Here is a 25102-nt window from a genome sequence, read left to right as displayed (position 1 = left end):
AGGATGCGACCTCGATTTAAGGGGCATCCATGCTGCGCAAGCTTCTCATCCTTGGCATCTTTGCCGGAACCTCGGCTTCGATTCCGATCGTCTATCAGGCGAATCCGCATCTGGTGGACGGCTTGTTGAAATCGACCGTCGCCTCGCAGCCGGCTGCGCCGAAGGCAGAGCCGCAGGTCAATCTCGCTTCGGTCCCGGACAAGCCGGCGACGCCAATGCCGCTCGGCCGCCAGGTGCTGGTCAATGCCGACGGGCGCGGTCACTTCACGTCGCAGTTCAAACTCAACGGCCGCCAGATCGACGGCATGATCGACACCGGCGCGACGCTGGTCGCCATCAACACCTCGACCGCCCGCAGGATCGGCATCTCGCTCAACCCGTCCGACTTCAATCGACAGGTGAACACCGCCAACGGGGCGATCAAGGCCGCCGTGGTGACGGTCGAGCGCCTGCAGATCGGCAAGATCTCTGTCGACAACGTCCAGGCGATGGTGCTCGACGACAGGGCGCTGCAGACCAACCTGATCGGCATGAGCTTCCTGCAGCGCCTGCAGAAATACCAGGTCCAGGACGGCTCGCTGCTGCTCGTTCAGTAAGGCCGATCAGCGAGGCAATATCCGCCTGAGCACGGTCTTGTCGGCAGGCGGCTTGGAAGCCCCGATCGCATAGGCGGCACGCACGGCGGCCGCTGCTGCCCCGGCCTGGGCGTCGGTGCGGGCATGCACCAGCGCCAGTGCCTCACCCGCGCGCGCCTCGGCGCCGACCGGCAACAGCCTGGTCAGACCGACGGCACGATCGATCTTGTCGTCGGGACGGGAACGCCCGCCACCGAGCGTGACGACGGCAAGCCCGATATCGCGCGTGGCGATGCCGGTCACGAACCCATCCTGTTCCGCTTTCACGGCCAATTCGACCGGCGCTGTCGGCAGATACTTTTCCGGTTTCTCGATGAAATCGCCGGGACCGCCAAGCACCGCCACCATTCGCGCGAAGACGGCTGCCGCACGGCCTCCGGCAAGCGCCTCGGTGCCGCGCCTGATACCGTCCTGGTGAGACGAGACGAGCCCCGCCGACTGCAGCATCTCGGCCGCCAGCGCCAGCGTAACGTCCTCCAGCCGGCGGTCGCGATATCGGCCGGTGAGGAAATCGACGGCATTTCGCACCTCGACCGCGTTGCCGGCCGCCGAAGCCAGCGGCTCGTTCATGCCCGTCACCAGCGCGGATGCATTCATGCCGGCGCCATTGGCGACCTCGACCAAGCTGTTCGCCAGCGCGACCGCGTCGCGCGACTTTTCCATGAACGCGCCGTTGCCGACCTTGACGTCGAGCACCAGCGACCCCAAGCCCGCGGCAAGCTTCTTCGACAGGATCGAGGCGGTGATCAGCGGGACCGATTCGACGGTTCCCGTCACGTCGCGGATCGTGTAGAGCCTGCGGTCGGCGGGTGCCAAATCGGCGGTCTGGCCGATGATGGCGCAACCAGTCTCGAGCACCGTCTTGCGGAAAAGCGCCACGTCCGGCTGGCTGGCATAGCCAGGGATGGCATCCATCTTGTCCAGCGTACCGCCGGTGTGGCCGAGGCCACGGCCCGAGATCATCGGCACATAGGCGCCGCAGGCGGCGACGATCGGCGCCAGCATCAGCGAGACATTGTCCCCGACGCCGCCGGTCGAATGCTTGTCGGTGACCGGCCCCGGCAGGTCGGACCAGTCGAGCACGTCGCCGGAATCGCGCATGGCGAGCGTCAGCGCCACCGCCTCCTCGCGGTTCATGCCGTTGAGGAACACGGCCATGGCGAAAGCGCCGACCTGGCCCTCGGCGATGGTGCCGGCCGTCAGCCCTGCGACGAAGGCCGCGATCTCGTCGGCCGAGAGTCTGTGGCCGTCGCGCTTGCGGCGGATGATCTCCTGCGGCAGCATCAGTCGGGCAAGCCGTCCTGGAAGACGCGCCGCAGGATCGTCGCCAGCCGCGCGCCGCCGACCGGCGCCATGTCCTTGGTTTCCTGGTGCGAGAGCTCCGCCCCGGTCATGCCGGCCGCCAGGTTGGTGATCACCGAGCATGCAGCGACCTTGAGTCCGAGGAAGCGGGCGAGGATGACCTCCGGCACGGTCGACATGCCGACCGCCGTCGCGCCCATGACGCGCGCCATGCGGATCTCGGCCGGCGTCTCGAAGCAGGGTCCGGAAAACCACATATAGACGCCCTGGTGCAATGCCGTGCCGGTCGCCTTCGCCGCCTTCTCGATCGCGCCGCGCAAGCCGGCATCGTAGGCCTCGGTGAGACCGACGAAGCGGCGGTCGCTCGGCTCGCCGATCAACGGGTTGGAGCCGGAGAAATTGATGTGGTCGGTGATCAGCATCACCGAGCCCGGCCCCATTTCAGGATCGACGGAGCCGGCGGCATTGGTGAGGATCAAATGCGAGATGCCGATGCCGGCAAGCACCTCCAGCGCCGGCCGCATCGCCGCGGCATTGCCATGCTCGTAATAATGCGCGCGCCCGGACAGCATCAGCACCGGCGTGCCGGCGAAATGCCCGGCAACAACCTCGCCGGCATGGCCGGAAACACCGCTGCGCGGGAAGCCCGGCAGTTCGGCATAGGAGATGCGCCTGGCATCCTTGACCTGGTCGACCAGACCGCCAAGGCCCGAGCCCAGCACAAGCGCGGCCGCGGGCGCCAGCCCGTCCAGCTTCTCGACCAGATGATCCAGCGCTTCCTTCATTTCAACCCGCTCTTCATTTCAAGATGTCGCCCCTGAAGCCGTAAGGCAGCATGTCGCCCATGGTCACGGTCTCGGCCACGCCGGCGTTGTCGCACAGATAGAGCTTCGTGTCCGGCCGGCAGAATTCCGCCAGCCGTTGCCGGCAGCCGCCGCAGGGCGAGCATTTGGCCATGCGTTCGGCGATCACCGCGATCTCGACGATCCTGCCGCCGCCGCCCATTATGTAGTGGCCGAGCGCCGTCGTCTCGGCGCACCAGCCTTCCGGATAGGACGCCACCTCGATGTTGGCGCCGGTGAAGACGCGCCCGTCCTCGGTGCGCAACGCCGCACCCACCGGGAATTTCGAATAGGGCGCATAGGCCTTGGCCATCGCCGTCTTCGCCGCCTCGAACAGATCATGCGACATCCGGTTCTTCTCTCCCACGATCTTGTTCAAATGCCGGTCGCCGCTGGACGAAAATCCAGCCTCAGCGTTCCTTGACATAAGGCACGCCGCCGGCGCGCGGCGGGATCGCCTTGCCGATGAAGCCGGCGAGCAGGATGACGGTCAGCACATAGGGCAGCGCCTGCATGAGCTGCGCCGGAACCTTGCCGACAATAGGCAGCGGCGAGCCCTGCAGGCGGATCGATGCCGCGTCGAGAAAGCCGAACAGAAGGCAGGCGAACATGGCGTTGACCGGCTTCCATTTGGCGAAGATCAGCGCGGCAAGCGCGATATAGCCCTTGCCCGCGGTCATGTCTTTCACGAAACCGCCATTCTGCACCATGGAAAGATAGGCGCCCGCGACGCCGGTAAGCACGCCGGTGCAGATCAGCGCCCGATAGCGCAGCCACGCGACCGAGATGCCGGCGGTGTCGACGGCGGCCGGATTTTCGCCGACGGCGCGCATCCTCAGCCCGAAGCGGGTGCGAAACAGCACCCACCAGGTGAACGGCACCATGGCGAAGGCGAAGTAGACCAGGATCGAGTGGCCGGAGATCAGCTCGGCATAGATCGGGCCGATGATCGGCACGTCCTTGATCGCGTCGGCGCCGGGCCAGGTGATCGCTGCGAAGCGTTCGCCCGGCTGCAGTGCCGGCGTGCGCCCGCCCTGCTGGAACCAGGCCTGGCCGAGGATGATGGTCGATCCGGCGGCGATGAAGTTGATGGCCACGCCGGACACGATCTGGTTGCCGCGATGCGTGATCGAGGCGAAGCCGTGCACCAGGGCGAATGCAACCGAGATCAGCACCGCCATGCCGAGGCCGATCAGCGCCGAATGGAAGACGGCGGCAGCCGAAGCGCCGGCAAAGGCGCCGACCAGCATCTTGCCTTCGAGCCCGATGTCGAAGATGCCGGCCCGTTCCGAATAGAGGCCCGCCAGGCAGGCGAGCAGCAGCGGCACCGAAAGGCGGATGGTCGAATCCAGCACCTGGACGATGGCGTTGAAAATGTCCATCTCAGGCCCCCTTCCCGTTCACTGCCTGCATGCCGACCGATTTCGGACTGACCGAGGCGAACAGCGCCTGGATGTAGGGCCTGAACATGTGTTCCAGCGCGCCGGCGAAGAGAATCACCAAACCCTGGATGATGACGATCATGTCGCGGCTGATCGCCGGCATCTCGAAGGCAAGCTCGGCGCCGCCCTGGTAGAGCATGCCGAACAGGATCGCCGCCAAGACGATGCCGACCGGATGCAGCCTGCCCATCAGCGCGACCGCGATGCCGACATAGCCGGCGCCGGACACGAAATCGATTGCGACATTGTGCTGGTCGCCCATCACAGGGTTGAGCGCCATCATGCCGGCCAGCGCGCCCGAGATCATCATCGCGGTGATGATGATGCGGGTTTCCGAAATGCCGGCGTAGCGCGCCGCCTTCGGGCTGTGGCCATAGGTGCGCATCTCGTAGCCAAGCCTCGTGCGCCAGATCAAAAGCCAGACCAGGAAAGCCATGACCAGCGCCAGCAGGAAGCAGATGTTGAGAGGCGCGGAACGGATCTTGGCGCCGAACAATTCGATGATCCAGTTGAGCTTCGGCAGTTCGGCGCCGGCGAGGAAATTGCGCGTCTGCGGCGCCTGCGAGCCGGCCGGCTTCAGCGCGCCGACCAGCAGGTAGACCATCACCGAGGCGGCGATGAAGTTGAACATGATGGTGGTGATGACGATGTGCGAGCCGCGCTTGGCTTGCAGATAGGCCGGGATCAGCCCCCACAGCGCGCCGAACGCCGCCGCGGCCACGATCGCGATCGGGAAGATCACCCACCAGGGCAGTACGCTGTCGAGGCTCAGGCAAACAAGCGCGATGCCGAGGCCGCCTATATAGGCCTGCCCCTCGGTGCCGATGTTGAACAGGCTGCAATGCGCCGCCACCGCCACGGAAAGGCCGGTGAAGATGAAGGTCGTGGCGTAAAACAAAGTGAAGGCGATGCCCGTGCCCTTGCCGAAGGCGCCCTCGACCAGGATGGCCGCGGCGCGGAACGGGTTTTCGCCGACCAGCATGACGACGAAGCCGGCGACGATGAAGGCGACCGACAGGTTGATCAACGGAATCAATCCATAATCGGCCCAGGCCGGCAATTTGGCGTAAGGCGTGCTCATTCGGCGGCCTCCTGGTGCTCGACGCCGGCCATCAACAGGCCAAGCTCGCCTTCGGTCGCGTCCGGGCCGCGCTCGCCGACGACACGGCCAGCAAACATCACCACGATGCGGTCGGACAGCGAGCGGATCTCGTCGAGCTCGACCGAGACCACCAGCACCGCCTTGCCCTGGTCGCGCATGGCGATCAGCCGCTTGTGGATGAATTCGATGGCGCCGACATCGACGCCGCGCGTCGGCTGGCCGACGATCAGCACGCCGGGATCCTGCTCCATCTCCCGGGCCAGCACGATCTTCTGCTGGTTGCCGCCGGAGAAGTTCGCCGTCTTCAGCCGCGGATTGCCTGGACGGATGTCGTACTTTTCGATCTTGTCCTTGGCATCGGCCATGATGGCATCGATGTCGAGGAACGGCCCCTTCAAATAGCGCTCGTCGTCGTGATAGCCGAGGATCGAGTTCTCGTTTTCCTCGAAGGCGAGCACCAGTCCGACATGGTGACGGTCTTCCGGCACATGGGCGAGACCGCGGTCGCGTAGTTCGCCGGGATCGGCCTTGCCGGTGAGGTCGATCGGCTTGCCGTCGAGCATCACCTCGCCGGAGACCGCATGCCGGATGCCGGAGATCGCCTCGAGCAGCTCGGACTGGCCGTTGCCGGCAACGCCGGCGATGCCGACGATCTCGCCGCCGCGCACGTCGAAGGAGACATTGTCGACCATGGTGACGCCGCGCGAATCCTTGACCGTCAGGTTCTTGACCGAGAGTTTTACCGCGCCGGCTTCCGACTGGCCCTTCTCGACCCTGAGCAACACCCGCCGGCCGACCATCAGTTCGGCCAATTCGCCGACCGTGGTTTCCTTCGTCACCCGGGTCGCCACCATCGTGCCTTGGCGCATCACCGACACCGTGTCGGTGATCGCCATGATCTCGCGCAGCTTGTGCGTGATGAGCACGATGGTTTTGCCCTGCTCCTTCAATTGCTTGAGGATGCGGAAAAGGTGATCGGCCTCGGCCGGCGTCAACACGCCCGTCGGCTCGTCGAGGATCAGGATCTCGGCGCCGCGATAGAGCGCCTTGAGGATTTCGACGCGCTGCTGCAGGCCGACCGGCAGCTCTTCGATGACGGCGTCGGGATCGACCTCGAGGCCGTATTCGCGCTCCAGCCGGTCAAGCTCCGAGCGCGCCTTGGCGATGCTGCTCTTCAACAGCGCATCGTTTTCGGCGCCGAGGATGATGTTCTCCAGCACCGTGAAATTGTCGACCAGCATGAAATGCTGGTGCACCATGCCGATGCCGAGCGCGATTGCGTCGTTGGAGGTGCTGATCGACACCGGCTTGCCGCCGACGCGGATCTCGCCGCTATCGGCCTGGTAGAAGCCGTAAAGGATCGACATCAGCGTCGACTTGCCGGCGCCGTTCTCGCCGACAATGCCGTGGATCGTGCCGCGCGCGACTTCCAGGTTGATGTCGCGGTTGGCGCGCACCGCGCCAAAGCTCTTGTTGATGCCTATGAGCTCGATTGCGGCTTGCGCCATGCAGCCTGTTCCCACTGTTATTTTTTTATCGCTTGGTCAAAATGCCTAGCATGATGCCCCGCTTATGCCAATCGGCCGTTCACTCTCGACAAATCCCCGCGTCCTTGTCAATTTCGAACCTGAGCAGGTTCCGCAAAAGTGTCCCACGGTTTTGCGATCTGAACCTGCGAAAACCAACAGAGCTAAGCAGATATTCGTGGGGCATCCCACGAATATCTGCTTAGCCGGAGACTTCACATTCGCAAGGATCGGTTTTGCATGGCCGTGCCTGACGATCGGCTGACGACGTTGGAAATCCGCGCCGCCGAGCAGGAGAAGACCATCGAGGAGCTGTCCGGCCAGATCGCCGAACAGTGGAAGGTGATCGAGCGTATGGAGCGCAAGCTCGCAGCCCTGACCGACCGCTTCCTGGAATTGGAGGAGCAGTCCGCCTCCGATGTGCCGGTGACCAAGCCGCCGCATTGGTGAGGAGCCATGGGGAAAGACGGCCATGTCCAGTGAAAGCGACCGCGTCGCTCGAGCCGGCGATTATGTCTTTGGCTTGATGAACGACAGGGAACGCGCCCGCGCCGAACGCGACCTCGAGATCGATCCCGCCTTTCGCGACATGGTGCTGCGGCTGGCCGAACGCCTGCGCGCCTTCGATCCCACGGGACCTGAAGCGCGCGGCGATCGCTGGGAACTGGTCACGCAACGCCTTGCCGAACTGCCGCAAATGCAGACGCGGCTGGCTGGCGTTGGCGTCCCGGAGACGGAACCGCCGCCGCCGATGATCCACCGGCTCGAGCGCAAGCCCTACGGTGTCGGCCTGCATTCGCTTGGCGGCAGGCTGGGCTTCGTCATCGCGCTTGCCCTGGTGGCGGCCTTTGCGCTCGGCTATCTCGCCGGCACGCTATAAAGCAATTCCAGGAAAGTGCGGGCGGTTGCGCTCGGCGCCTTCGTCGTAGCCTTCCGTCCGGAATTGCGTCAAAGCAGAGACTTCGACATCAGAAGCATCGGCGCGCCGTCCTGCTCGAAGGTCTCGACCGCCGTCCATCCAAGCGCCTCGTAGAAGCCGCGCGCCTGCCAGGTATAAAGGTAGAGCGTGCCGATACCGGCAGACGCCGCATGAGCCTCGACGGTTCTGACCAGCGCCGTGCCGACGCCGCCGCCTCGATAGGCTTCCTCGACGATCAGTCCGGCCAGCCATGGCGTCAGATCGTGCGGCGAACTGATCTCGTCGCGGACGAGCAGGCAGCTCCCGATCGGCCGGCCGCGGTCGCGGGCGACAAAGGCCGCCTCGAGGCCGTCGCCGGCGATCAGCCCGCGCAGCCCGGCCATGTCCTCGTCGAGTGTCCGATCCGTACCCTCAAAGAAAGCCTCGAGCCGAAGCCGCGCCATTGGCTCGACGTCGCCTTCGGCCATGGCTTCGATTGCCAATCGCATCGTGCCGTCTCCAAAACAAAACCGCCGGGCATTGGCCCGGCGGTTCGAACCCCAGAGCAATTCCACGAAAAGTGCGTAGCGGTTTTCCGTCCGGAATTGCGTGAAAACAAAAGCTAGAGCGGTTCAATCACTGAACCGCTCCGGCTCAGCTGCCGATCAATAGGGGCAGGCGTTGTCGGCGGTGTAGTCGTGCACCTGGACCTTGCCAGCGATGATGTCGGCCTTGGCCTTTTCGACGGCCGCTTTCATCTCATCGGTCACCAGCGCCTTGTTGTTGTCGTCCATGGCGTAGTCGACGCCACCTTCCTTGAGGCCGAGATTCTCCAGACCACCCTTGAAGGTGCCGTTCTTGCCGTCCATGAAGGTGTTGTAGACGGCAACGTCGACGCGCTTCATCATCGAGGTCAGCACCTTGCCGGGCTGCAGGCCATTCTGGTTGGAATCGACGCCGATGCCGAGCTTGCCGGCATCCGCGGCCGCCTGCAGCACGCCGACGCCGGTGCCGCCGGCAGCGGCATAAACCACGTCGGCGCCCTGGTCGATCTGCGTCTTGGCGATCTCGCCGCCCTTGGCCGGGTCGTTCCAGGCGGCCGGCGTATCGCCGGTCATGTTCTGGATGACATCGGTCGCGCCGGCCGACTTGGCGCCGCCGACATAGCCGCATTCGAACTTGCGGATCAGCGGGATGTCCATGCCGCCGATGAAGCCCACCTTCTTCGACTTCGACGCCATCGCCGCCAGGATGCCGACGAGGTAGGAGCCTTCGTTCTCCTTGAACACCAGCGAGCGGACATTGGGAAGGTCGACGGCATCGTCGATGATGGCGAAATTCAGGTCGGGATAATCTTTCGCGACCGCTTTCAGCGCGTCCTCCCAGGCAAAGCCCGCCATGACGATCGGATTGCGGCCGTCCTCGGCGAAGCGGCGCAGCGCCTGTTCGCGCTGCGAGGCGTTGGAGACTTCGAATTCGACATAGGCGACGCCGGTTTCCTTCTTGAACTTCTCGGCGCCGTTATAGGCAGCCTCGTTGAAGGATTTGTCGAACTTGCCGCCCAGATCATAGAGGATGGCCGGCTGCACGTCCGCGGCGAAAGCCGGAAGAACCATTGCGGTTGCGGCCAGAAGGCCGAGAACGATACGTTTCATGTGATCCACACCCTGTCGGTTATTTTTCCGTTTTTGCACCGCCTGCTCGCCCGGTTCTCCGGCGGGCTGGCGAGGCCAGGCAGGAAGTGTTTGACCCTCCCGCTCGCGGTCAATCTGGCACGGCGCGAAACAAAATTCACGTGGAATTTTGACCTGTTGGAAAAAGCGGTTACCGGCGATCCGGCACGTCTTTTAAAAGCAATTCCACGAAAAAGTGTGTTGCGGCTTGGATGCGGAATCGCGTCAGAACAAAAATCTTCAAGGGCTTGGAGCGAATTCCGCGCCGCGGCGCTTGCGCCGGTAGCCGATGGCGTAGAGCAGGAAGGCAAGTACCGCGAACACCGCGAAACCGGGTTGCGCGAGCACCCAGGCGACCGCGCCGTCCCAGACCAGAGGGTTTGCCTTGGCGCGCACGAAAGTCTCGAAAGCCGCGCGGGTATCGGGCGAGACCGCGAGCCAGCTTGCGTTGAGCGGCGTCATCACCAGCGACGACGCTGCGACCGAGCGTGTCGTGTCGATCACCACCATGATGACGGAAATCGACAGCGCAACCATGGCTGCCAGCCGAAAGATGAAACGCAACATCGATGCTCTCCCCGGGAAAGCTCCCGTCTACCCCGCAATCGACATAGAGCGTGCGTGGTTCCCGCGCAATCGCGGCCCGTGAAATTAGCGAGCCCGCGCCGGCACGCGCCGGTTCACCCGCCAGACGGCGAAAATACCGCCGGCGATCGCGCCGACGATCAGGCCTCCCAGGCCGACAAAAGCCGCGAAAAATCCGCAGGCGCCCTCGAAGCAGCTCATATGCGTCAGGTCCGCGATCAGCGAGCCGGCGAAGAACCCGGCGCAGGCGCCGATCGCGCCGCCAAGGATGATGCCGAGCAGCGCGGCAAGGATCGAGACGAAGACCGGCGGCCGCTCGGTCTCCGGATTGGCGTAGATCGTGTCCGCGCCGGCCCCGTTGCGCAGGAGATAGATGCACAGCAGGCCGATGGCGATCTCAGCCACTGTGAAGCCCAACGCTTCGGCCGAGAAGGCGAAGCTGTAAAACACATAGGCCTGGCGCACGAGGAGCCAGATGATGATGGCGATTTGCCAGATCGTGTAATGGCGCGGGAAGCGGGCCGACCGGTTGAAGGCAAGGCCAAGCAGGTACAATCCCCACAGGATGGTGACGACGCCGCCGGTCAAGCCGCCATAGACCAGGAAGAACACGCTGTCGGGCAGGCTAAAGTCGCCGATCAGCCGCCAGGAGGAGACCAGCCCGTAGGCCGACAGCCCCATGACGATGGCGAGCCACGCCACCGGAATGAAGGACAGGCCGCCGTCCGGCCGCCCTGCGGGTTGCTGGTCGATCGATGCCATGTCGGAACGACGCCCCTCGCCCAAGCAATTCCAGGAAGGCCGCCCGCCGGCTTCGTCGGGATTGCAAAACCGAACCGGCAATTCCAGGAAAGCCCCCAACCGTTCACCGGGATTGCATGATTAACGGCAGTCGACAGCCGGGCGCAGGCGAAGTCAAGCGTTGCCGGAGGGGGCGATCGGCCTGTACACATCATTCGAACGCATCGCCCTTCCCCGCCTTTGCGCCATACACGGCAAAAGCCGCGGCAACGCCAATATGGCTTGGCATTCGCTTTCGGATCGACTAGATGAGCCCCGCGCCTGTTTGCCTAGACGGCTAGCGGTGCCGGGAAGGTTGCCCGCCGGTTGAAGGCACCAGATGTCCGTTGAGGACTTCCCACGGGAGCATCTCCCCAACCCGCGCGGCGAAACCGGCCGACGCGAGATGCTAAGACGGAGAGGTGGCCGAGTGGTTGAAGGCGCACGCCTGGAAAGTGTGTTTACGGGAAACCGTAACGCGGGTTCGAATCCCGCTCTCTCCGCCATAATTTTCCTAATAAACTTAACGATTTCAATAACTTAGATAATTTCTGAGAACACTCACACCGGAGCGTGTGCTTCCTTCAGGGAAAATCGAGCAAGGTCTGCAGGATTCGACGCTCAGCGTCGACGTGATCAGCGTCCTGTCTGGGGCCGCGGAACGGAACCTACGCTTTTCGGGAGATTGGATTAGAGAGCAGACATTGCACCCAGCGTGGTGACGATCGTTTGATCCAAACAGACGCGCCATAAAGCAAAGTCTTCGCGCGTGGCAAACATCGCGGACGGCAGTATCATGACCACTTTTTCCAGGCGTTCTGCTGGTCCGACCGCGATGCGCCGAGGGCCCGAAGTACCGACTCGACAGTCTGTTGTGTCAATTCGGGCCTGGTGCCACGATCAAGGATGCCCCGCGTCACCTGCAGCCATATGCCCATCACGATATCTACCGCCAGCTCTGCGTCCCGTATGCTCACACGATCCTGGACTATCGCCTGGGCGATATCAGCCTTGAGGTTCGTCCGAATGCCCCGCGCATACTCGGCGCGCGATTGAGAACTCTGAACGACCAGACGTGCCCAGTTCGGGTCCGAGATCGCCTTTTCCAAGAACTTCGTGAAAGCGAAGCATAAACGTTTGACTGGATCGTCCAGTGCGAGGCGCGCGTCCCTCAGCACCGCGTCGAAGCTCTCCCCGAGTTTCTCCCCAACGGCCGCAGCCAGTTCGTCGATGCTTTGGAAGTGGTAGTAGAACGTACCCTTCGCGACGCCGGCTGCCTCCACGACGGCATCGATTGTAATCGACTCGCGGGGCCGTTCGGCCATGAGCATCGTCCCGACGTCCAAGATCAGGGTACGCGTTCTTTCTCGCTTCTCCCGTCCGATTTCCGCCCTGCGCGCCAAATCAATCTTTGCCATCCATTCTGCCTTTTCTTTTTCGTTCGGTCCCAGCATATCAAAGGAGCGGACCGGCAGTTGCCGTTCGAATGCATTTCCCGTGACGTACCGGGAACTCGGCCTGTGGCGCTTTGCACAATAGGCCGCATCCTCGCTCCGATCCTGCGGCTAACTCGCCTCTCCACTCGCCATGCCTTTTTTGCATGGCACGATTGCGCGCCTCTCATATTGACTATATAGTCGATTTGACTTAATCGTTCAAGTCGAAATGCCACTCGGTTCGACCTGTGGCTTGGCCTTTAGTTCCCTGCAACCCCGATCTTTCGAGCGGAGGCTTCCATGCGCCTGTCGTCGCGTTACTTCCTTTTGACTGGTATCGCCGGCCTTTGTCTTGCCGGCTGTTCACAAAAGGAGGCCGAGGCGCCGGCAGCGCCACGAACGGCCCGGGTGGTGGTGGTAACGCCCCACAAGTTCATGCTGGTAACGCAAGGCGCCGGCCGTATCCAATCGCGCTATGTCAGCCAGGTTGGCTTCGAGGTCGGTGGCCGGCTCATCTCACGCGACGTCGACGCCGGCGCAACAGTCAAGAAGGGCCAGAAGCTCGCGGCACTGAGCGCGGTGGATTACCAGAACAAGGTGACCGCCACTGCGGCAGACCTCGACGCGGCCAAGGCCGCTCTCGCTCAGGCTGCCGCGCAGGAAGAGAGATTTCGGCTCCTGCTCGGCAAGGGCTTCGCTACGCATTCGCAGTATGATGAAGCGCTGAAGTCACTGCGGAGCGCGCAAGCGCAGGTTCAGGCGACTGAGGCCAATCTGCGTATCGCGCAGAACCAGCTCGCCTATACGGAGCTCCAAGCGCCCGACGATGGCATCGTGACCGCGACCGGGGCGGATCCCGGCCAAGTGGTGGCCGCCGGACAGATGGTGATTGAAATCTCGCGCAATGACGAGCGCGAAGCCGTCTTTGCCGTCGCGAGCGAGGACATCGTCAGGGCCAGCCTTGGCATGCCGGTGAACGTTGCGCTTCAGGCCCACCCCGAAATCGCGGTGACCGGCACGGTCCGCGAGATTTCGCCCGAGGCTGACAGCGCCACCGGCACCTATCAGGTGAAGGTTGCTATACCTGCTCCGCTGCCGCAAATGCGGCTGGGAGCAATCGTCGTCGGTCGGGTCGAAAGCGACCAGGGTCACATGGTTGCGACACTTCCCCCGAGCGCGCTGCTGCAGTCGGGAAGCCAGCCGCAGGTTTGGGTGGTTGGCAAAGACGACAAGGTGGAGCGGCGCAAGGTCCAACTGCTGGAGTTCGATGCAAATTCCGTCACCGTGAGCCAAGGACTGGCCGCGGGCGACAAGGTGGTGGTCGCTGGCGTGAACTCGCTCGCCGACGGCGAATTGGTCAAGCCCAGCGCGGAGGTCGAGTGATGGCCAGCTTCAACCTTTCCGAATGGGCCGTCCACAACCGTTCGATCGTCGTCTTCCTGATGCTCGTCTGCGTTGCGGCCGGCATTACCTCTTATGAGCGCCTCGGTCGTCAGGAAGACCCGGACTTCACCGTGCAGACCATGGTGGTCCAGGCAAACTGGCCGGGAGCAACCGCCCCCGACACGCTGCAGCAGGTGACGGACCGCATCGAAAAGAAGCTCGAGGAAACCCCGAACCTCGATTACCTCAAGAGCTACACCAAGCCAGGCCAGGCGACGATTTTCGTCTACCTTAAGGAGTCGACCAAGAAACGCGACCTCGACGGCATCTGGTATCAGGTCCGCAAGAAAGTGAACGACATAAGGCAGACGCTGCCGCAAGGCGTGGTCGGCCCCTTCTTCAACGACGAGTTTGGCGATGTCTTCGGCACAATCTACGGCATAACCTATGACGGTTTCAGCCCGCGCCAGGCACGCGACTTCGCCGAGACCGCACGGGCCGAATTCCTGCGTGCTCCCGATGTGGGCAAGGTCGACATCTACGGCGACCAGGATGAGAAGGTCTATCTGAATTTCTCGCCGCAGAAGCTTGCCAATCTGAAGCTCAGTCTCGACGACGTGCTGACGGCTATCGCCCGCCAGAATGCCGTGGTGCCTTCCGGCATCATCAACACGCCCAGCGAGAACGTGCTGGTCGACATGACCGGCTCGCTGTTGGCACCTGGCGACATAGCCAAGCTCAATTTCTCGGTGGAAGGGCGTTTCTACAAGCTTTCCGACATCGCCGAGGTGCAGCGCGGCTATAGCGATCCGCCCAGCAAGATGTTTCGCGTCAACGGCAAGCCGGCCATCGGGATTGGCATCAACATGCGCGACGGCGGCAACAACCTCGACTTCGGCAAGGGACTTCATGCGGTGGCGGAGCGGCTGAAACAGCGCTTCCCGGTCGGCATCGAACTCAATCTGGTATCGGACCAGCCTGAGGTCGTGCGTGAGGCGATCGGCGAATTCACCAAGGCGCTTCTCGAAGCGGTCGCAATCGTGCTCGTCGTGAGCTTCCTCAGCCTCGGTCTGCGCGCCGGCCTGGTGGTCGCGCTGTCCATCCCGCTTGTCCTTGCCATCGTCTTCGCATTCATGGAAGCGTCGGGCATCAGCCTGCAGCGCATTTCGCTTGGTGCGCTCATCATCGCGCTCGGCCTTCTGGTCGATGACGCTATGATCACGATCGAGATGATGATCTCCAAGATCGAAGAAGGCATGCCGAAGATCAAGGCAGCGACCTTTGCCTACACGTCCACCGCCTTCCCGATGCTGACCGGAACACTGATCACGCTGCTCGGCTTCCTGCCGATCGGGTTCGCGGACAACAATACCGGGCAATACACCTTCTCGCTGTTTGCCGTCATAGGCGTGGCGCTCATCGCTTCATGGTTTGTGGCGGTCATCTTCGCGCCAGTGCTCGGGCTGACCCTCTTGCCCGCACACATGAAAGCGCACGGGACGGCGGAGCCAGGGCCACTCATGCGGCTATTCCGGCGTCTGCTGGCGTTCACCATGCGGCACCGTTTTCTCACCATCGCCGCGTCCCTCATTGCTTTTGGCGCCTCACTTTACGGCATGGGCTTCGTCCAGCAACAGTTCTTCCCGGCCTCCAACCGGCCTGAGCTGCTGGTGACGATGACGCTGCCCAAGAATGCCTCGATCACCGTTACGGAGACGCAAACGGAACGGTTGGAGAAGGCACTTGCTGGCGACGCCGATATCGAGCGCTTCTCCTCTTATGTCGGTGGCGGCGCCATCCGGTTCTACCTGCCTCTGGATGTGCAGCTCGACAACGACTTCATGGCCGAGACAGTGGTCGTCGCCAAGGATCTTCGGGCGCGCGATCGTGTGCAGGCCAAACTGCAGGCGCTGTTCGCCGATAATTTTCCGGACGTGACCGTGCGCATTTCGCGCCTGGAACTGGGCCCGCCGGTCGGCTGGCCAGTGCAGTACCGGGTGAGCGCGCCTACTCCCGAGGATGCCAGGAAGTATGGCGAGCAGGTTGCCGATATCCTGCGGGCTTCCGCGCTCGTCCAGACCATCAACTTCGACTGGGGCGAGAAGAACAAGACGCTGCGCATCGTCGTCGACCAGGACCGCGTCCGGCAGGCGGGGCTCAGCTCCGAACAGCTCTCCCAGGCGCTCAACCGGGTGCTCAACGGCTCGACGGTCACGCAACTGCGCGATTCCATCTACCTGGTCGACGTGGTCGCACGCGCCCAGAACGACGAGCGTTCCACTATCGAGGCGCTGCGCCACCTTCAGATCACCACGCCGACCGGCGCATCCGTTCCGTTGCGCGAGCTCGCCGATTTCAAATACGAACTCGATGAAGGGTATGTCTGGAGGCGCCAACGCCTGCCCACGATCACAGTGCAGGCACAGCCGCGGCCGGGGCTGCAGCCGGCCTTCGTTCACCAGCACGTTGCCGCTGCGCTGGACACGCTTTCCAAGTCGATGCCGGCGGAAACATCGATCGAGACCGGCGGCACGGTGGAAAAGACCGCGCTCAGCAACGCCGCCCTGCTGGCCCAGTTCCCGCTGATGATCAACCTGATGCTTACAGTTTTGATGGTCCAGCTCGGGAGCTTCCGACAGGTGGCCATGGTCATCAGCGTGGCGCCTCTCGGGCTCATCGGAGTTGCCATCGCGCTGCTGACGACCAGCACGCCGATGGGCTTCATCGCCACGCTCGGCATCATTGCGCTCGCCGGCATGATCATCCGCAACTCAGTAATCCTGGTGCACCAGATCGAGCATGAGCGGGCCCAGGGGGTCGAACCATGGAAGGCGGTGATCGACGCGACCGTCCACCGGTTCCGGCCGATCATGCTCACCGCGGCCGCAGCAATCCTCGGCATGATCCCGATCATGCATGACGTCTTCTGGGGGCCGATGGCCTACGCCATCGTCGGCGGACTCGCCGTCGCAACCATGCTGACGCTGGTTTTCCTGCCGGCTCTTTATGTGGCGGTGAACCGGATCCGGGAAAGCGACGAGCCATCGGCAGCACCTGAGCCAAGCGTCGGTGCAATCCCGATCCTGGCCCTGTCGGACTGAGAAAGGAGACAGCCATGCTGGAAACACGCCCCACTCTCCTTGACCGCTTTCTGGCGACCGACGCCGCCATGTGCGCAGAACCCGACGGGACCACGCGCCAATATGTCGAGAAGATGTTGTCCGCGGCGCTGCAGGAGGCGCAGTCGGTCGCGCGTTCCTACGACACCAAGGCTCAGATCGTGGGCGTGGGCTACATCCTCGCCCTCAACCTGATCCTGCGATTTGGTGATCTGCTGCCGTCGCACGCTCCACTCGGACCGCTGTTCTACGTGGCGGTCTGGGGGATCGTCATCATGCCCATCGTGCAGTTCGGACAAGTGCTCTATCCGAGCCGAAAGCGAGCGGACAAGGAACTCAACCGCAAAATAGCCGGTGCCTGCGCTATCCCGCCCGTCTACCATGTGGACCCCAAATTTTTCGCCGATGTGCGCGAACTGGTTCACTTGGCCCTGCAATCCGATTGGACCTCGGTGGTATCGGCTGAATTGCTGAAAACCTCACGCGTGAGAGAGATCAAACAGGCGCGCTTCCATCGTGCCCTGCTGATGACCGTCGTCTCCTTCGCCGTCCTTGGAGGCGAACAGCTTTTCCGTAGCTTCGCCTTAGCTTGAAAAGAAACCGAGTCAGGAGCTTGAAAGCTATGCTGAGGATCACCCTGCTTGGCCTGTGCGCAATTCAGCTTACAGGCTGCATCGCTGCCTATCCACGCGATGGCGTGCCGACGGAACGCATGGCTGCGGCCCAAGTGAGTGGCTATCCCAGCGACATACGCGTCTGGGGCGATTCCGACGAAAGTTTTCCGCCCGATCGTCTCATCGCATTCCGCGACGAGAGAATTCAGGCGGCAAAGGCCGATCCGTCGATCAAGCTGCGGGAACTCGACGCGCTTACGATTTCAGGCGGTGGCAGCAGCGGCGCCTTCGGCGCCGGAATTCTCGCCGGCTGGACCAAGGCTGGGACCAGGCCAAGGTTCGACATCGTCACCGGAATCAGCACCGGATCGTTGATCGCGCCCTTCGCATTCCTTGGCCCGACCTATGACGATCGCTTGAAGCATGCCTTCACTACAATCAAGGACGCCAACATCTATACCGAGCACAGCTTCCTCGGCGTGCTGTCGAGTGCATCGTTCACCAGCAACGCCCCCCTTGCCAAAATGCTGGACGAAGAAGTCACCGAGGAAATGCTCGATCAGATCGCCCGAGAAACCGGCAAGGGACGGCGCCTCTTCATCGGAACGACCAACCTTGATGCGGATCGGCCGGTGATTTGGGATATGGGCGCGATCGCGGCGAGCCATCGGCCGGACCGGCTGAAGCTCTTCAAGCAGGTTATCCTGGCCTCCACCGCCATTCCCGGCATTTTCCCTCCGGTCGAGCTGAAAGTGACCGCTGGGGGCAAGTCTTACCACGAAATGCACGTTGATGGCGGCACCACCAATCAGGTGTTTCTCATGCCTGCTGGCTTGAGCCTGCGCGAGCTCGATCACGCGTTCCATGCACGGGTCAAGGCTCGCATCTATATCATCCGCAACGGCAGGACGACGCCGGAACCTTCTGTGGTGAAGGCCACGCTGCCAGATATCGCGGAAAAGGCAGTCTCCTCCCTTATCAAGACGCAAGGGATCGGCGATCTCTACCGGCTCTACGCCATCTCCAAGCGCGACGGCATCGCCTACAACTTCATAGACGTTCCGGTAGACTTCACCGACGAGCCAAAAACTCCGTTCGAGAACAAATACATGCGGGCGCTGTTCGAGAAAGGCTACAAAATGGGCCGCAAAGGCGTGCCTTGGAAAAACATGCCGCCCGGATTTTCGAGATGAGCTGGTCGAGCCGTTGACCCGTCGGTCGGTCCGGAAAGTCGGCCTGAATCTCTACCACGAGCTATTTCTTCGTCCTCTATCTGTCCAAGTGGCGGACGCTCCACAAGCATAATGCATCCGGAGGATCCCCAACCGACAGTGGAAGTCGTGCGAGGGCCGACGGCAGCTTGTGGGGACCGGCATGCGGGGCGTTGAATGGTGGACACGAGGCGCAAAGCTGACCTTCCCTACGCAGATGCCTCCCAGAACCATCGCCCCGTCCGTGCAACAAACTACGTAACAAAGCAAACAAAAAGCTCAATATTTTCAACGGTATAGGTCTTAAATCGAAAGACGCTCTCTCCGCCACGGAGGCAATCTGGCCATTGTTGGCAGGACAAATCCGACGCGCCCGAATATTCCAAGTCTGTTCATTCCGTCGGTAACGGCATCAGGTCGGGCCGCAGGACAAATTCCTCCAACCCGTCGTCGAGTAATGGCGGTTCCTCCTCAGCCTCCTGCTTCGGCTCGACCATCAGAAGACCAACGACGATCAGCGCCAGGGAGACCCAGGTGAGCGCCGGTATGGCTTCACCCAACAACAGCATGCTCCAGCCTATGCCGGCTGTGGTGACCGCGTAGGCGTTCTGGCTTGCGAATACGGCGCCTGTGCTGGAGATCAGCGCGATGAAAAGCAGCATTGCCAGATTGCCGGCAACCGCCATTAGAACGACGATCACGCCAAGCTTTCCGGTCAATAGATCAAACGGGATAAAGTCCCGATAGAAGGCCGCCAGCGGCATCAGCATCAAAACCGAAGCAACAAGGGTGATGCCGAACAGAGCGACGTTATCGATAGCAGCAGGCTTGCGCTCCGAGAGGTAGATATCCTCGGTCGCGTAAGTGATCGGGATGACGAGTGCAATGGCAAGCCACAACCAGCTGGTAGCCATTTCCGCCGGCTCTCCATAGAGGAGTATGATGAAGATGCCGACGAGACCCAATCCAAGTCCCAAAAACCGCTTCAGGTTAGGCGCTTCCGTCCGCATCAAGGCAGCGAACAGGAATACGGCGAATCCCTCCAGGACGATGACAATGGAGACGATGAAGGCGGGAAGCTTGCTTGCCAACCAATAGACCAGCACCTGATTGATCACCGAGCTGATGAACGCAAGGATGAGGATGAACTTCCAATCCGAGCGCGTAAGATCAGCCAGGCGCGGCATTGTCCCGCGCTTGATGCTTATCCCGACGCAGAATACTGCCCCAATGACGTCAATAAGGATCGCCAGCCCTATCGGATGAGCTTCAACGAGTGAAGCCATCTTCGAGAGTGGCACGACAAGGCCCCACAGTCCTCCGCAGGCCAACAGCAGCAATGCGCCACGGAATGTGCGGATATTCTGCCGCATCTTGCGTTCGCGCTCATAGACCTTCTGGGCCATCGTAGCGAAAACCGTGGCGAGCTTGCCTAGGCCATCCGGGCGGCCTGCCACATCGCGGATGCCGAGCTTTGAAGGGTTGAACCTCCCGCTTTCCAAGGTCGCGGCCGCCTTCGTCAGCTTGGCCACCTGCCGCAAGTATTCTTTCTCGATGTCGCGCAGTCTCTTCTTCTCGATGCAGGTGGAAACCCGTGCCTTGAGAAGCGCGAGTTCAAAATCCTTGGGCAGGAAATCCTCGGCGCCCAATTCGATCGCCTTGACGACGCTGCTCATCTCATCGTCGAGCGCGGAAATCACGATGATCGGCACATCCCGCGTTCTGGACGACGCCTTGAGACTCTTCAGCACCTCGAAGCCGTCCATCACCGGCATCATGATATCGAGAAGGATGAGGTCGAAATTATCGGTGGCGAGCAAATCGAGCGCCGCCCGGCCGCCCTCCACCGCCTCGGCTTCGTGTCCGAGAGCCTCGACCGATTTCTTGAGCTTGATCCTTGTGGTCCGGGAGTCGTCAACAATGAGGATCCTACCAGGGCTGCTCACGCTATTCTCCCAGCTTGAAGATTTTTCGGAGCTCCGTGACGGCGGCGTCGAAGGCGCGCTGCGCGTTGTCGATTTCCGCCAAATCCGCCGGCTCCCCACTTGCGCACCGCGCCTCCACCTGGGCGCAGATTTGGCTGAGTTCGGCCGCCCCCATATCCCGCGCGTTGGATTTCAGGGAATGGGCAGCCCGCCGAGTGACTGCCAGGTCGGAAGCCCGAGCCGACGACCACATGTCCAGCATGATGGATGGCCCCTCTTCGAGAAAGGACTCCACGAGCTCTACAAGGTCAGCCTCTTCGCCACCGACAAGCTCGCGCAGCTTGTCCAGTGCCCCTTTGTCGATCGCCACGACATCCCCGATGTGCGTTTCTTCCGACTATAACCAGTGACCGCGAGTTTCTTCCGGTACTGGTGAAGTAAGACCGAAATCGAACCCCCTGATTGGATTTGTGAGAGTTCCATCGCGCTCAAAGGCAGACTATCGCAGACATGCTAAATTAGCGATAGCACATAGTTCTCGATCAATACCGCCACGGCGTCGGTGGCGATTGCGCCAAGGTGCACCCTTCTTATTTAGACCCTTGGTACGCCAGGTTCCTCGAAATCTCGCGCTGCGACGGCAGGCCTGTGCCCGCCTGCCAGCACCGCCTTGTTCAGCGAAGCGATAAGGTCTTCGACGCGCAGCGGCTTGCTGAGATAGTCATCCATCCCTGCATCCAGATACCTCTCGCGATCTCCGGCCATCGCGTTGGCGGTCAGGGCAATGATGAACGGCTGACGCGCATATTGGGGGCCGGGCGCGCGGATCAATCTTGTCGCTTCGAGACCGTCCATATCAGGCATTTCGATATCCATCAGGATAACGTCATGGCTGCCCTGGGTATAAGCGGCGACCGCCGACTGCCCGTCGACCGCCAGTTGCGGCTTGTAACCCAGACGCTCGAGCACCTTGGAGCCAAGCTTCCGGTTGGTGGCATTGTCATCGACCAGGAGGATGTGAAGCGGAAACTTCTGCGCCATCGTACTATCGAGAGCCGTCCCCTTCGGCTGATCTGATCGGATGGAGCGTGTCGGAGTTCCGACGAAGATCGACAGCAACGTATTGAGCAATGGCGATGGCTTGATCGGCTTGGAGAGCGTGGCCGCGAACTTAATGCCTTCCATCTCCTTCTTCTTGTCTTCAGGCATGGGCACCATTGAACTGAGCAGCACCAACGGAACGCTGCCGTTGCCTTCGAGCGCGCGTATTTGCCTGGCCAGTTCGATCCCATCCATGCCGGGCATGTTCATGTCGAGAACGATGACATCGAAGACCTCGCCTCCCGCAAGCCTTCGAAGCGCGTCGGCGGGATGTTCGATTGCTGATGCAGCCATGTTCCAGGACTGCGCCTGCAGCGACGTGATGCGCCGGTTTGTTGCGTTGTCGTCGACGAACAGCAGCCGTTTACCGGCCAACTCGTCCTTTGACGGCGCTGCCTGAGCCGTTTTTCGACTCGAGGCAACCGGAGCGCGGATGGTAAAGGAGAATGTCGTGCCTTTTCCTACGGCGCTCTCCACCCAAACCTCACCGCCCATCAATTCCACCAGGCGCCTGCTGATCGCCAGACCGAGGCCGGTTCCGCCATAGCGTCTGGTCGTGGAGGCATCGACCTGGCTAAATGACCTGAACAGGCGATCCATCCGGTCCTTGGCTATGCCAATGCCGGTGTCGCGCACCGCGAACTGGAGCGTACAAATTTTCCGCTCGCCTTCGCCCTGTGGACTTGTGTCCGCGGCTGCGGACGGCACCTCCATCACGGAAAGCACGACCTCTCCTCGCTCGGTGAATTTGACGGCGTTGTTGAGCAGATTGATCAGAACCTGGCGTAGACGGTTGCCGTCGGCGACAATCGTTTCCGGCGTGCCGGGCTCGACCACGTAGCCGAGATCCAGTCCCTTCTCTGCCGTCCTCGGCGCGATCAGGTCTATCGCGCTTTCGAGACATTCGCGCAGTTCGAACTGCCGAGGATCAAGGTCGAGCTTACCCGCCTCGACCTTTGAGAAGTCGAGTATGTCGTTGATGATGGTCAGCAGCGCTTCCGCACTATTGTTTATCGTCTCGCCGATTTCCCGCTGCTCATCGTCAAGTTTGGTGGCCAGCATCAGGTTGGCCATGCCGATAACGCCGTTCATCGGCGTGCGGATTTCATGGCTCATGGTGGCGAGGAACGTGCTTTTGGCTTCGTTGGCAGCCTCCGCCGCTTCCTTGGCCTCCGTCAAGGCCAGCGAAAGCTCCTTGAGCTCGGTGAACAGTTGTGCGTTGTGAAGCGCCGCACCCGCATTGGCGGCGATGGTTGAAAGCAGCCGCAGCGAATTTTCGCTGAACATGCCCTCCCGTGTCGTGCTCTGCACGCTGATCACGCCGACATTGCCCTGCGCCGTCTTGATTGGAACGCCAAGGTAAGACAGCGCATCCTTGCCAACTGGAGTTGCTCCGATTTCCGCGCCGCGTTCCGCGACATCCTGATTGATGAGCAACGGCTCGCCGGTTTCTATGATCTTGCTTGTAAGGCCTTCCCCGAGCCGGAGCGTAGTGAAGGCCTCGCCGAACTGATACGGGAAATGGATGAGCTTGGTCTTTGGATCGAGCAGCGCGACATAGACGATGTCGGCGCTGAAAATCTCCTGCATCTGATCGCCTATCAGTTGGATCGTATTGCCGAGTTCAGCTTCACCTATGAGGGCTTGGCTAACCTTGCTGATCGCGCCCAGTTCAGCGGCGCGATGCTCGGTTTCCTTGAGAAGCCTCTGTGTCTCGTCGAACAAGCGGGCATTGGCGATCGCGACTCCCATACTGGAGGCTATCGTCTGCAACAGGCGCACGTGGTTTTCGTCGAAGGCATCTGACTCGTAGCTTTGCACACTGACCACTCCGAGCGTTCTCTCGCCTGAATTGATAGGCACGCCAATGTATGAAGAGGTCCTGTCGTCTTCGTCTGGAAAATAGGCACCGCGCCTTTTTCCTTCCTCCATGGAGTTGAAAACCAACGGCTTTCCAGTGGAGATAATTTCCGATGTAAGTCCTATCCCCAAAGGGAACGGCTCGATGGTCTTGTAGCCCCTGTAGTAAGCGTAAGGAACTCGAACTAAACCGGATTGACTATCATGCAACAGAATCTCGCTGACCTCTGTGCCGAACGCCTCCCTCACTTTATCGCCCACCAGTCGGATGACGGTGTCAACATTCAGCGACTTCGTCATCGCTTCGCCGACGCTGTTGAGAATGGCCAATTCCTTTGCGCGGTCTTGCGCCATTTTCAGGAGCCGCTGCGTCTCGTCAAAGAGATACGCGTTGGCAATGGCAATGCCCATGCTGGACGACAGCCCTTGCAGCAGGCGCACGTGATCTTCGTTAAAGACATTCTTTTGGTAGCTCTGCACGCTGACCACACCGAGCGTTCTGTCTCCGGCAATGATCGGCACGCCCAGGTATGATTCGGTTCTATCCTCCTCCTTCGGCATCAGGGCACCCAGAGCAATGTGCTCGTCAATATTTCCCAGCAGCAGCGGCTTGCCTGACAATATGACCTTCGAAGTCAGGCCTTCACCTATAACAAACGGTTCAGGATCCTGGTAATCGCCATAGAAGGCGTAGGGGATCCTGATTAGATCCGACATCTCATCGCGCAACAGGATTTCGGTTACTTCAGTGCCGAATATCTCGCGAACCTTGTCGCCGACAATACGGGTCACTGTCTTCACATTCAGCGTTTTCGCCATCGCTTCGCCGACGCTATTGAGAATGGCGAGTTCCTTTGCGCGGTCCTCTGATATTTTCAGCAGCCGCTGGGTTTCGTCGAAAAGGCGTGCGTTAGCAATCGCCACGCCCATGCTGGAGGATAATCCCTGTAACAGGCGCATATGATCTTCGTTGAAGGCGTTTTTTCTGTAGCTCTGCACGCTAACCACGCCCAGCGTCCTATTCCCGGCAATAATAGGCACACCGAGATAGGTTTCAGTCTCGTCCTCTTCCTTGGGCATCAGGGCGCCCAACCCGATGGCTTCGTCGGCGGTCCCCAGCAATAGTGGCTTACCCGACAATATAACTCTCGAGGTAAGTCCTTCGCCCATCGCAAAAGGTTCAGGATACTGGTAATTGCCGTCGAATGCATAGGAGACGTTGATCAAATTGGACGTCTCGTCGTGCAGCAGGATTTCCGTCAAATCCGCGCCGAACATCTCGCGAACCTTGTCGCCAACAATACGGGTCACTGTTTCGACATTCAGCGTCTTGGCGGTCGCTTCGCCGACGCTGTTGAGGATGGCCAATTCCTTGGTGCGTTCCTCGGTGAATTGAATCAATCGCTTGTTTTCAACGGAAAGACGGTCAAGCTCGATCGTCGCGACTGCGTTGATATGTTCCAGTTCGGCAATACGCCGGTCGGCGGATGCCAGGCGACCGGCAAGGTCGCTTTCGACTGAGCCCTGCATATTGGCTTCTCCCAAAGGGACCTTCCGCCAGGTTCAGCGGAATGCTTTCCCACCCGCATATTAGCAAGTAGTGTTACATGCCAGACGACTGATTGACAGTACCGTCGAGGGGTGGCTTTGGGACAAGCTAGACTCTGC

Annotated in this window: 21 protein-coding genes and 1 tRNA gene; 8 read left to right on the top strand and 14 right to left on the bottom strand. The window is 61.4% G+C overall.

Annotation, left to right across the window (positions count from 1 at the left end; all coding sequences use genetic code 11):
• Positions 1 to 29 precede the first annotated feature (29 nt).
• On the top strand, positions 30 to 596 hold the full coding sequence (locus tag FJ430_RS09530) for a TIGR02281 family clan AA aspartic protease (RefSeq protein WP_140651399.1): 567 nt from the start codon (positions 30 to 32) through the stop codon (positions 594 to 596).
• A 6-nt stretch (positions 597 to 602) separates the two neighbouring features.
• On the opposite strand, the gene deoA is transcribed toward FJ430_RS09530, so the two are convergent.
• From deoA to FJ430_RS09500, 6 genes are all read right to left on the bottom strand, one after another.
• Positions 603 to 1919, bottom strand: coding sequence for a thymidine phosphorylase (gene deoA / locus FJ430_RS09525; RefSeq protein ID WP_140706810.1), 1317 nt, complete (start codon positions 1917 to 1919; stop codon positions 603 to 605).
• Positions 1919 to 2722, bottom strand: coding sequence for a purine-nucleoside phosphorylase (locus FJ430_RS09520; protein ID WP_140651395.1), 804 nt, complete (start codon positions 2720 to 2722; stop codon positions 1919 to 1921). Before FJ430_RS09520 ends, deoA begins: the two co-directional genes overlap by 1 nt.
• Positions 2723 to 2735: 13 nt before the next feature.
• Entirely contained in the window at positions 2736 to 3128 is a 393-nt protein-coding gene (gene cdd / locus FJ430_RS09515; RefSeq protein ID WP_095766692.1) for a cytidine deaminase, read from the bottom strand.
• Positions 3129 to 3189: 61 nt separating this feature from the next.
• Entirely contained in the window at positions 3190 to 4161 is a 972-nt protein-coding gene (locus tag FJ430_RS09510; protein ID WP_140706808.1) for an ABC transporter permease, read from the bottom strand.
• A gap of 1 nt (position 4162) precedes the next feature.
• The gene (locus FJ430_RS09505; protein ID WP_140706806.1) at positions 4163 to 5302 is read right to left on the bottom strand and encodes an ABC transporter permease; all 1140 of its coding nucleotides are present in this window, start codon (positions 5300 to 5302) and stop codon (positions 4163 to 4165) included.
• Positions 5299 to 6831 (bottom strand): ABC transporter ATP-binding protein, encoded by a 1533-nt coding sequence (locus FJ430_RS09500; protein WP_140706804.1) that lies wholly within the window; start codon positions 6829 to 6831, stop codon positions 5299 to 5301. Before FJ430_RS09500 ends, FJ430_RS09505 begins: the two co-directional genes overlap by 4 nt.
• Before the next feature lie 258 nt (positions 6832 to 7089).
• Between FJ430_RS09500 and FJ430_RS09495 the strand changes: the two genes are divergently transcribed.
• Both FJ430_RS09495 and FJ430_RS09490 read left to right on the top strand, forming a co-directional pair.
• Entirely contained in the window at positions 7090 to 7299 is a 210-nt protein-coding gene (locus FJ430_RS09495; RefSeq protein ID WP_140706802.1) for a SlyX family protein, read from the top strand.
• 22 nt (positions 7300 to 7321) lie between these two features.
• Entirely contained in the window at positions 7322 to 7729 is a 408-nt protein-coding gene (locus tag FJ430_RS09490; RefSeq protein WP_140706800.1) for a hypothetical protein, read from the top strand.
• Positions 7730 to 7797: 68 nt separating this feature from the next.
• On the opposite strand, the gene FJ430_RS09485 is transcribed toward FJ430_RS09490, so the two are convergent.
• From FJ430_RS09485 to FJ430_RS09470, 4 genes are all read right to left on the bottom strand, one after another.
• Positions 7798 to 8256, bottom strand: coding sequence for a GNAT family N-acetyltransferase (locus FJ430_RS09485; RefSeq protein WP_140706798.1), 459 nt, complete (start codon positions 8254 to 8256; stop codon positions 7798 to 7800).
• A gap of 156 nt (positions 8257 to 8412) precedes the next feature.
• A complete protein-coding gene (locus FJ430_RS09480) occupies positions 8413 to 9402 on the bottom strand; it encodes a BMP family lipoprotein (RefSeq protein ID WP_140651388.1) in 990 nt (329 codons plus the stop codon).
• Positions 9403 to 9660: 258 nt separating this feature from the next.
• Positions 9661 to 9987 carry a hypothetical protein gene (locus FJ430_RS09475; RefSeq protein ID WP_140651386.1) on the bottom strand — a complete coding sequence of 109 codons (327 nt, stop codon included), beginning with the start codon at positions 9985 to 9987 and terminating at the stop codon, positions 9661 to 9663.
• 84 nt (positions 9988 to 10071) lie between these two features.
• Complete coding sequence (locus tag FJ430_RS09470; RefSeq protein ID WP_140706796.1) at positions 10072 to 10767, bottom strand: DUF2569 family protein; 696 nt, start codon at positions 10765 to 10767, stop codon at positions 10072 to 10074.
• Between the two features lie 434 nt (positions 10768 to 11201).
• Between FJ430_RS09470 and FJ430_RS09465 the strand changes: the two genes are divergently transcribed.
• Positions 11202 to 11291, top strand: a tRNA-Ser gene (locus FJ430_RS09465).
• Between the two features lie 288 nt (positions 11292 to 11579).
• On the opposite strand, the gene FJ430_RS09460 is transcribed toward FJ430_RS09465, so the two are convergent.
• Positions 11580 to 12203, bottom strand: a complete 624-nt coding sequence (locus FJ430_RS09460; RefSeq protein ID WP_140706794.1) for a TetR/AcrR family transcriptional regulator — start codon at positions 12201 to 12203, stop codon at positions 11580 to 11582.
• 318 nt (positions 12204 to 12521) lie between these two features.
• Between FJ430_RS09460 and FJ430_RS09455 the strand changes: the two genes are divergently transcribed.
• Genes FJ430_RS09455 through FJ430_RS09440 form a run of 4 tightly spaced genes read left to right on the top strand, consistent with a single transcriptional unit; the run spans position 12522 to position 18530 of the window.
• A complete protein-coding gene (locus tag FJ430_RS09455) occupies positions 12522 to 13604 on the top strand; it encodes an efflux RND transporter periplasmic adaptor subunit (protein WP_140706792.1) in 1083 nt (360 codons plus the stop codon).
• Positions 13604 to 16705, top strand: coding sequence for an efflux RND transporter permease subunit (locus FJ430_RS09450; RefSeq protein ID WP_319023002.1), 3102 nt, complete (start codon positions 13604 to 13606; stop codon positions 16703 to 16705). The genes FJ430_RS09455 and FJ430_RS09450 overlap by 1 nt, the downstream gene beginning before the upstream one ends.
• Before the next feature lie 14 nt (positions 16706 to 16719).
• Positions 16720 to 17316 carry a hypothetical protein gene (locus FJ430_RS09445; protein WP_181175467.1) on the top strand — a complete coding sequence of 199 codons (597 nt, stop codon included), beginning with the start codon at positions 16720 to 16722 and terminating at the stop codon, positions 17314 to 17316.
• Between the two features lie 29 nt (positions 17317 to 17345).
• A complete protein-coding gene (locus FJ430_RS09440; protein WP_140651340.1) occupies positions 17346 to 18530 on the top strand; it encodes a patatin-like phospholipase family protein in 1185 nt (394 codons plus the stop codon).
• Positions 18531 to 18940: 410 nt separating this feature from the next.
• On the opposite strand, the gene FJ430_RS09435 is transcribed toward FJ430_RS09440, so the two are convergent.
• The 3 genes from FJ430_RS09435 to FJ430_RS09425 form a co-directional block, all read right to left on the bottom strand.
• A complete protein-coding gene (locus FJ430_RS09435) occupies positions 18941 to 20494 on the bottom strand; it encodes a response regulator (RefSeq protein ID WP_181175466.1) in 1554 nt (517 codons plus the stop codon).
• Between the two features lies 1 nt (position 20495).
• Positions 20496 to 20843 (bottom strand): Hpt domain-containing protein, encoded by a 348-nt coding sequence (locus FJ430_RS09430; protein ID WP_140642465.1) that lies wholly within the window; start codon positions 20841 to 20843, stop codon positions 20496 to 20498.
• 224 nt (positions 20844 to 21067) lie between these two features.
• Positions 21068 to 24964, bottom strand: a complete 3897-nt coding sequence (locus FJ430_RS09425; RefSeq protein WP_140706788.1) for a GAF domain-containing protein — start codon at positions 24962 to 24964, stop codon at positions 21068 to 21070.
• Positions 24965 to 25102 lie beyond the last annotated feature (138 nt).

The organism is Mesorhizobium sp. B2-8-5 (assembly GCF_006440675.2).
Classification (GTDB): domain Bacteria; phylum Pseudomonadota; class Alphaproteobacteria; order Rhizobiales; family Rhizobiaceae; genus Mesorhizobium.
Note: the sequence above shows the minus strand (reverse complement) of the source record. Positions and strands in the feature narration are given on the sequence as shown.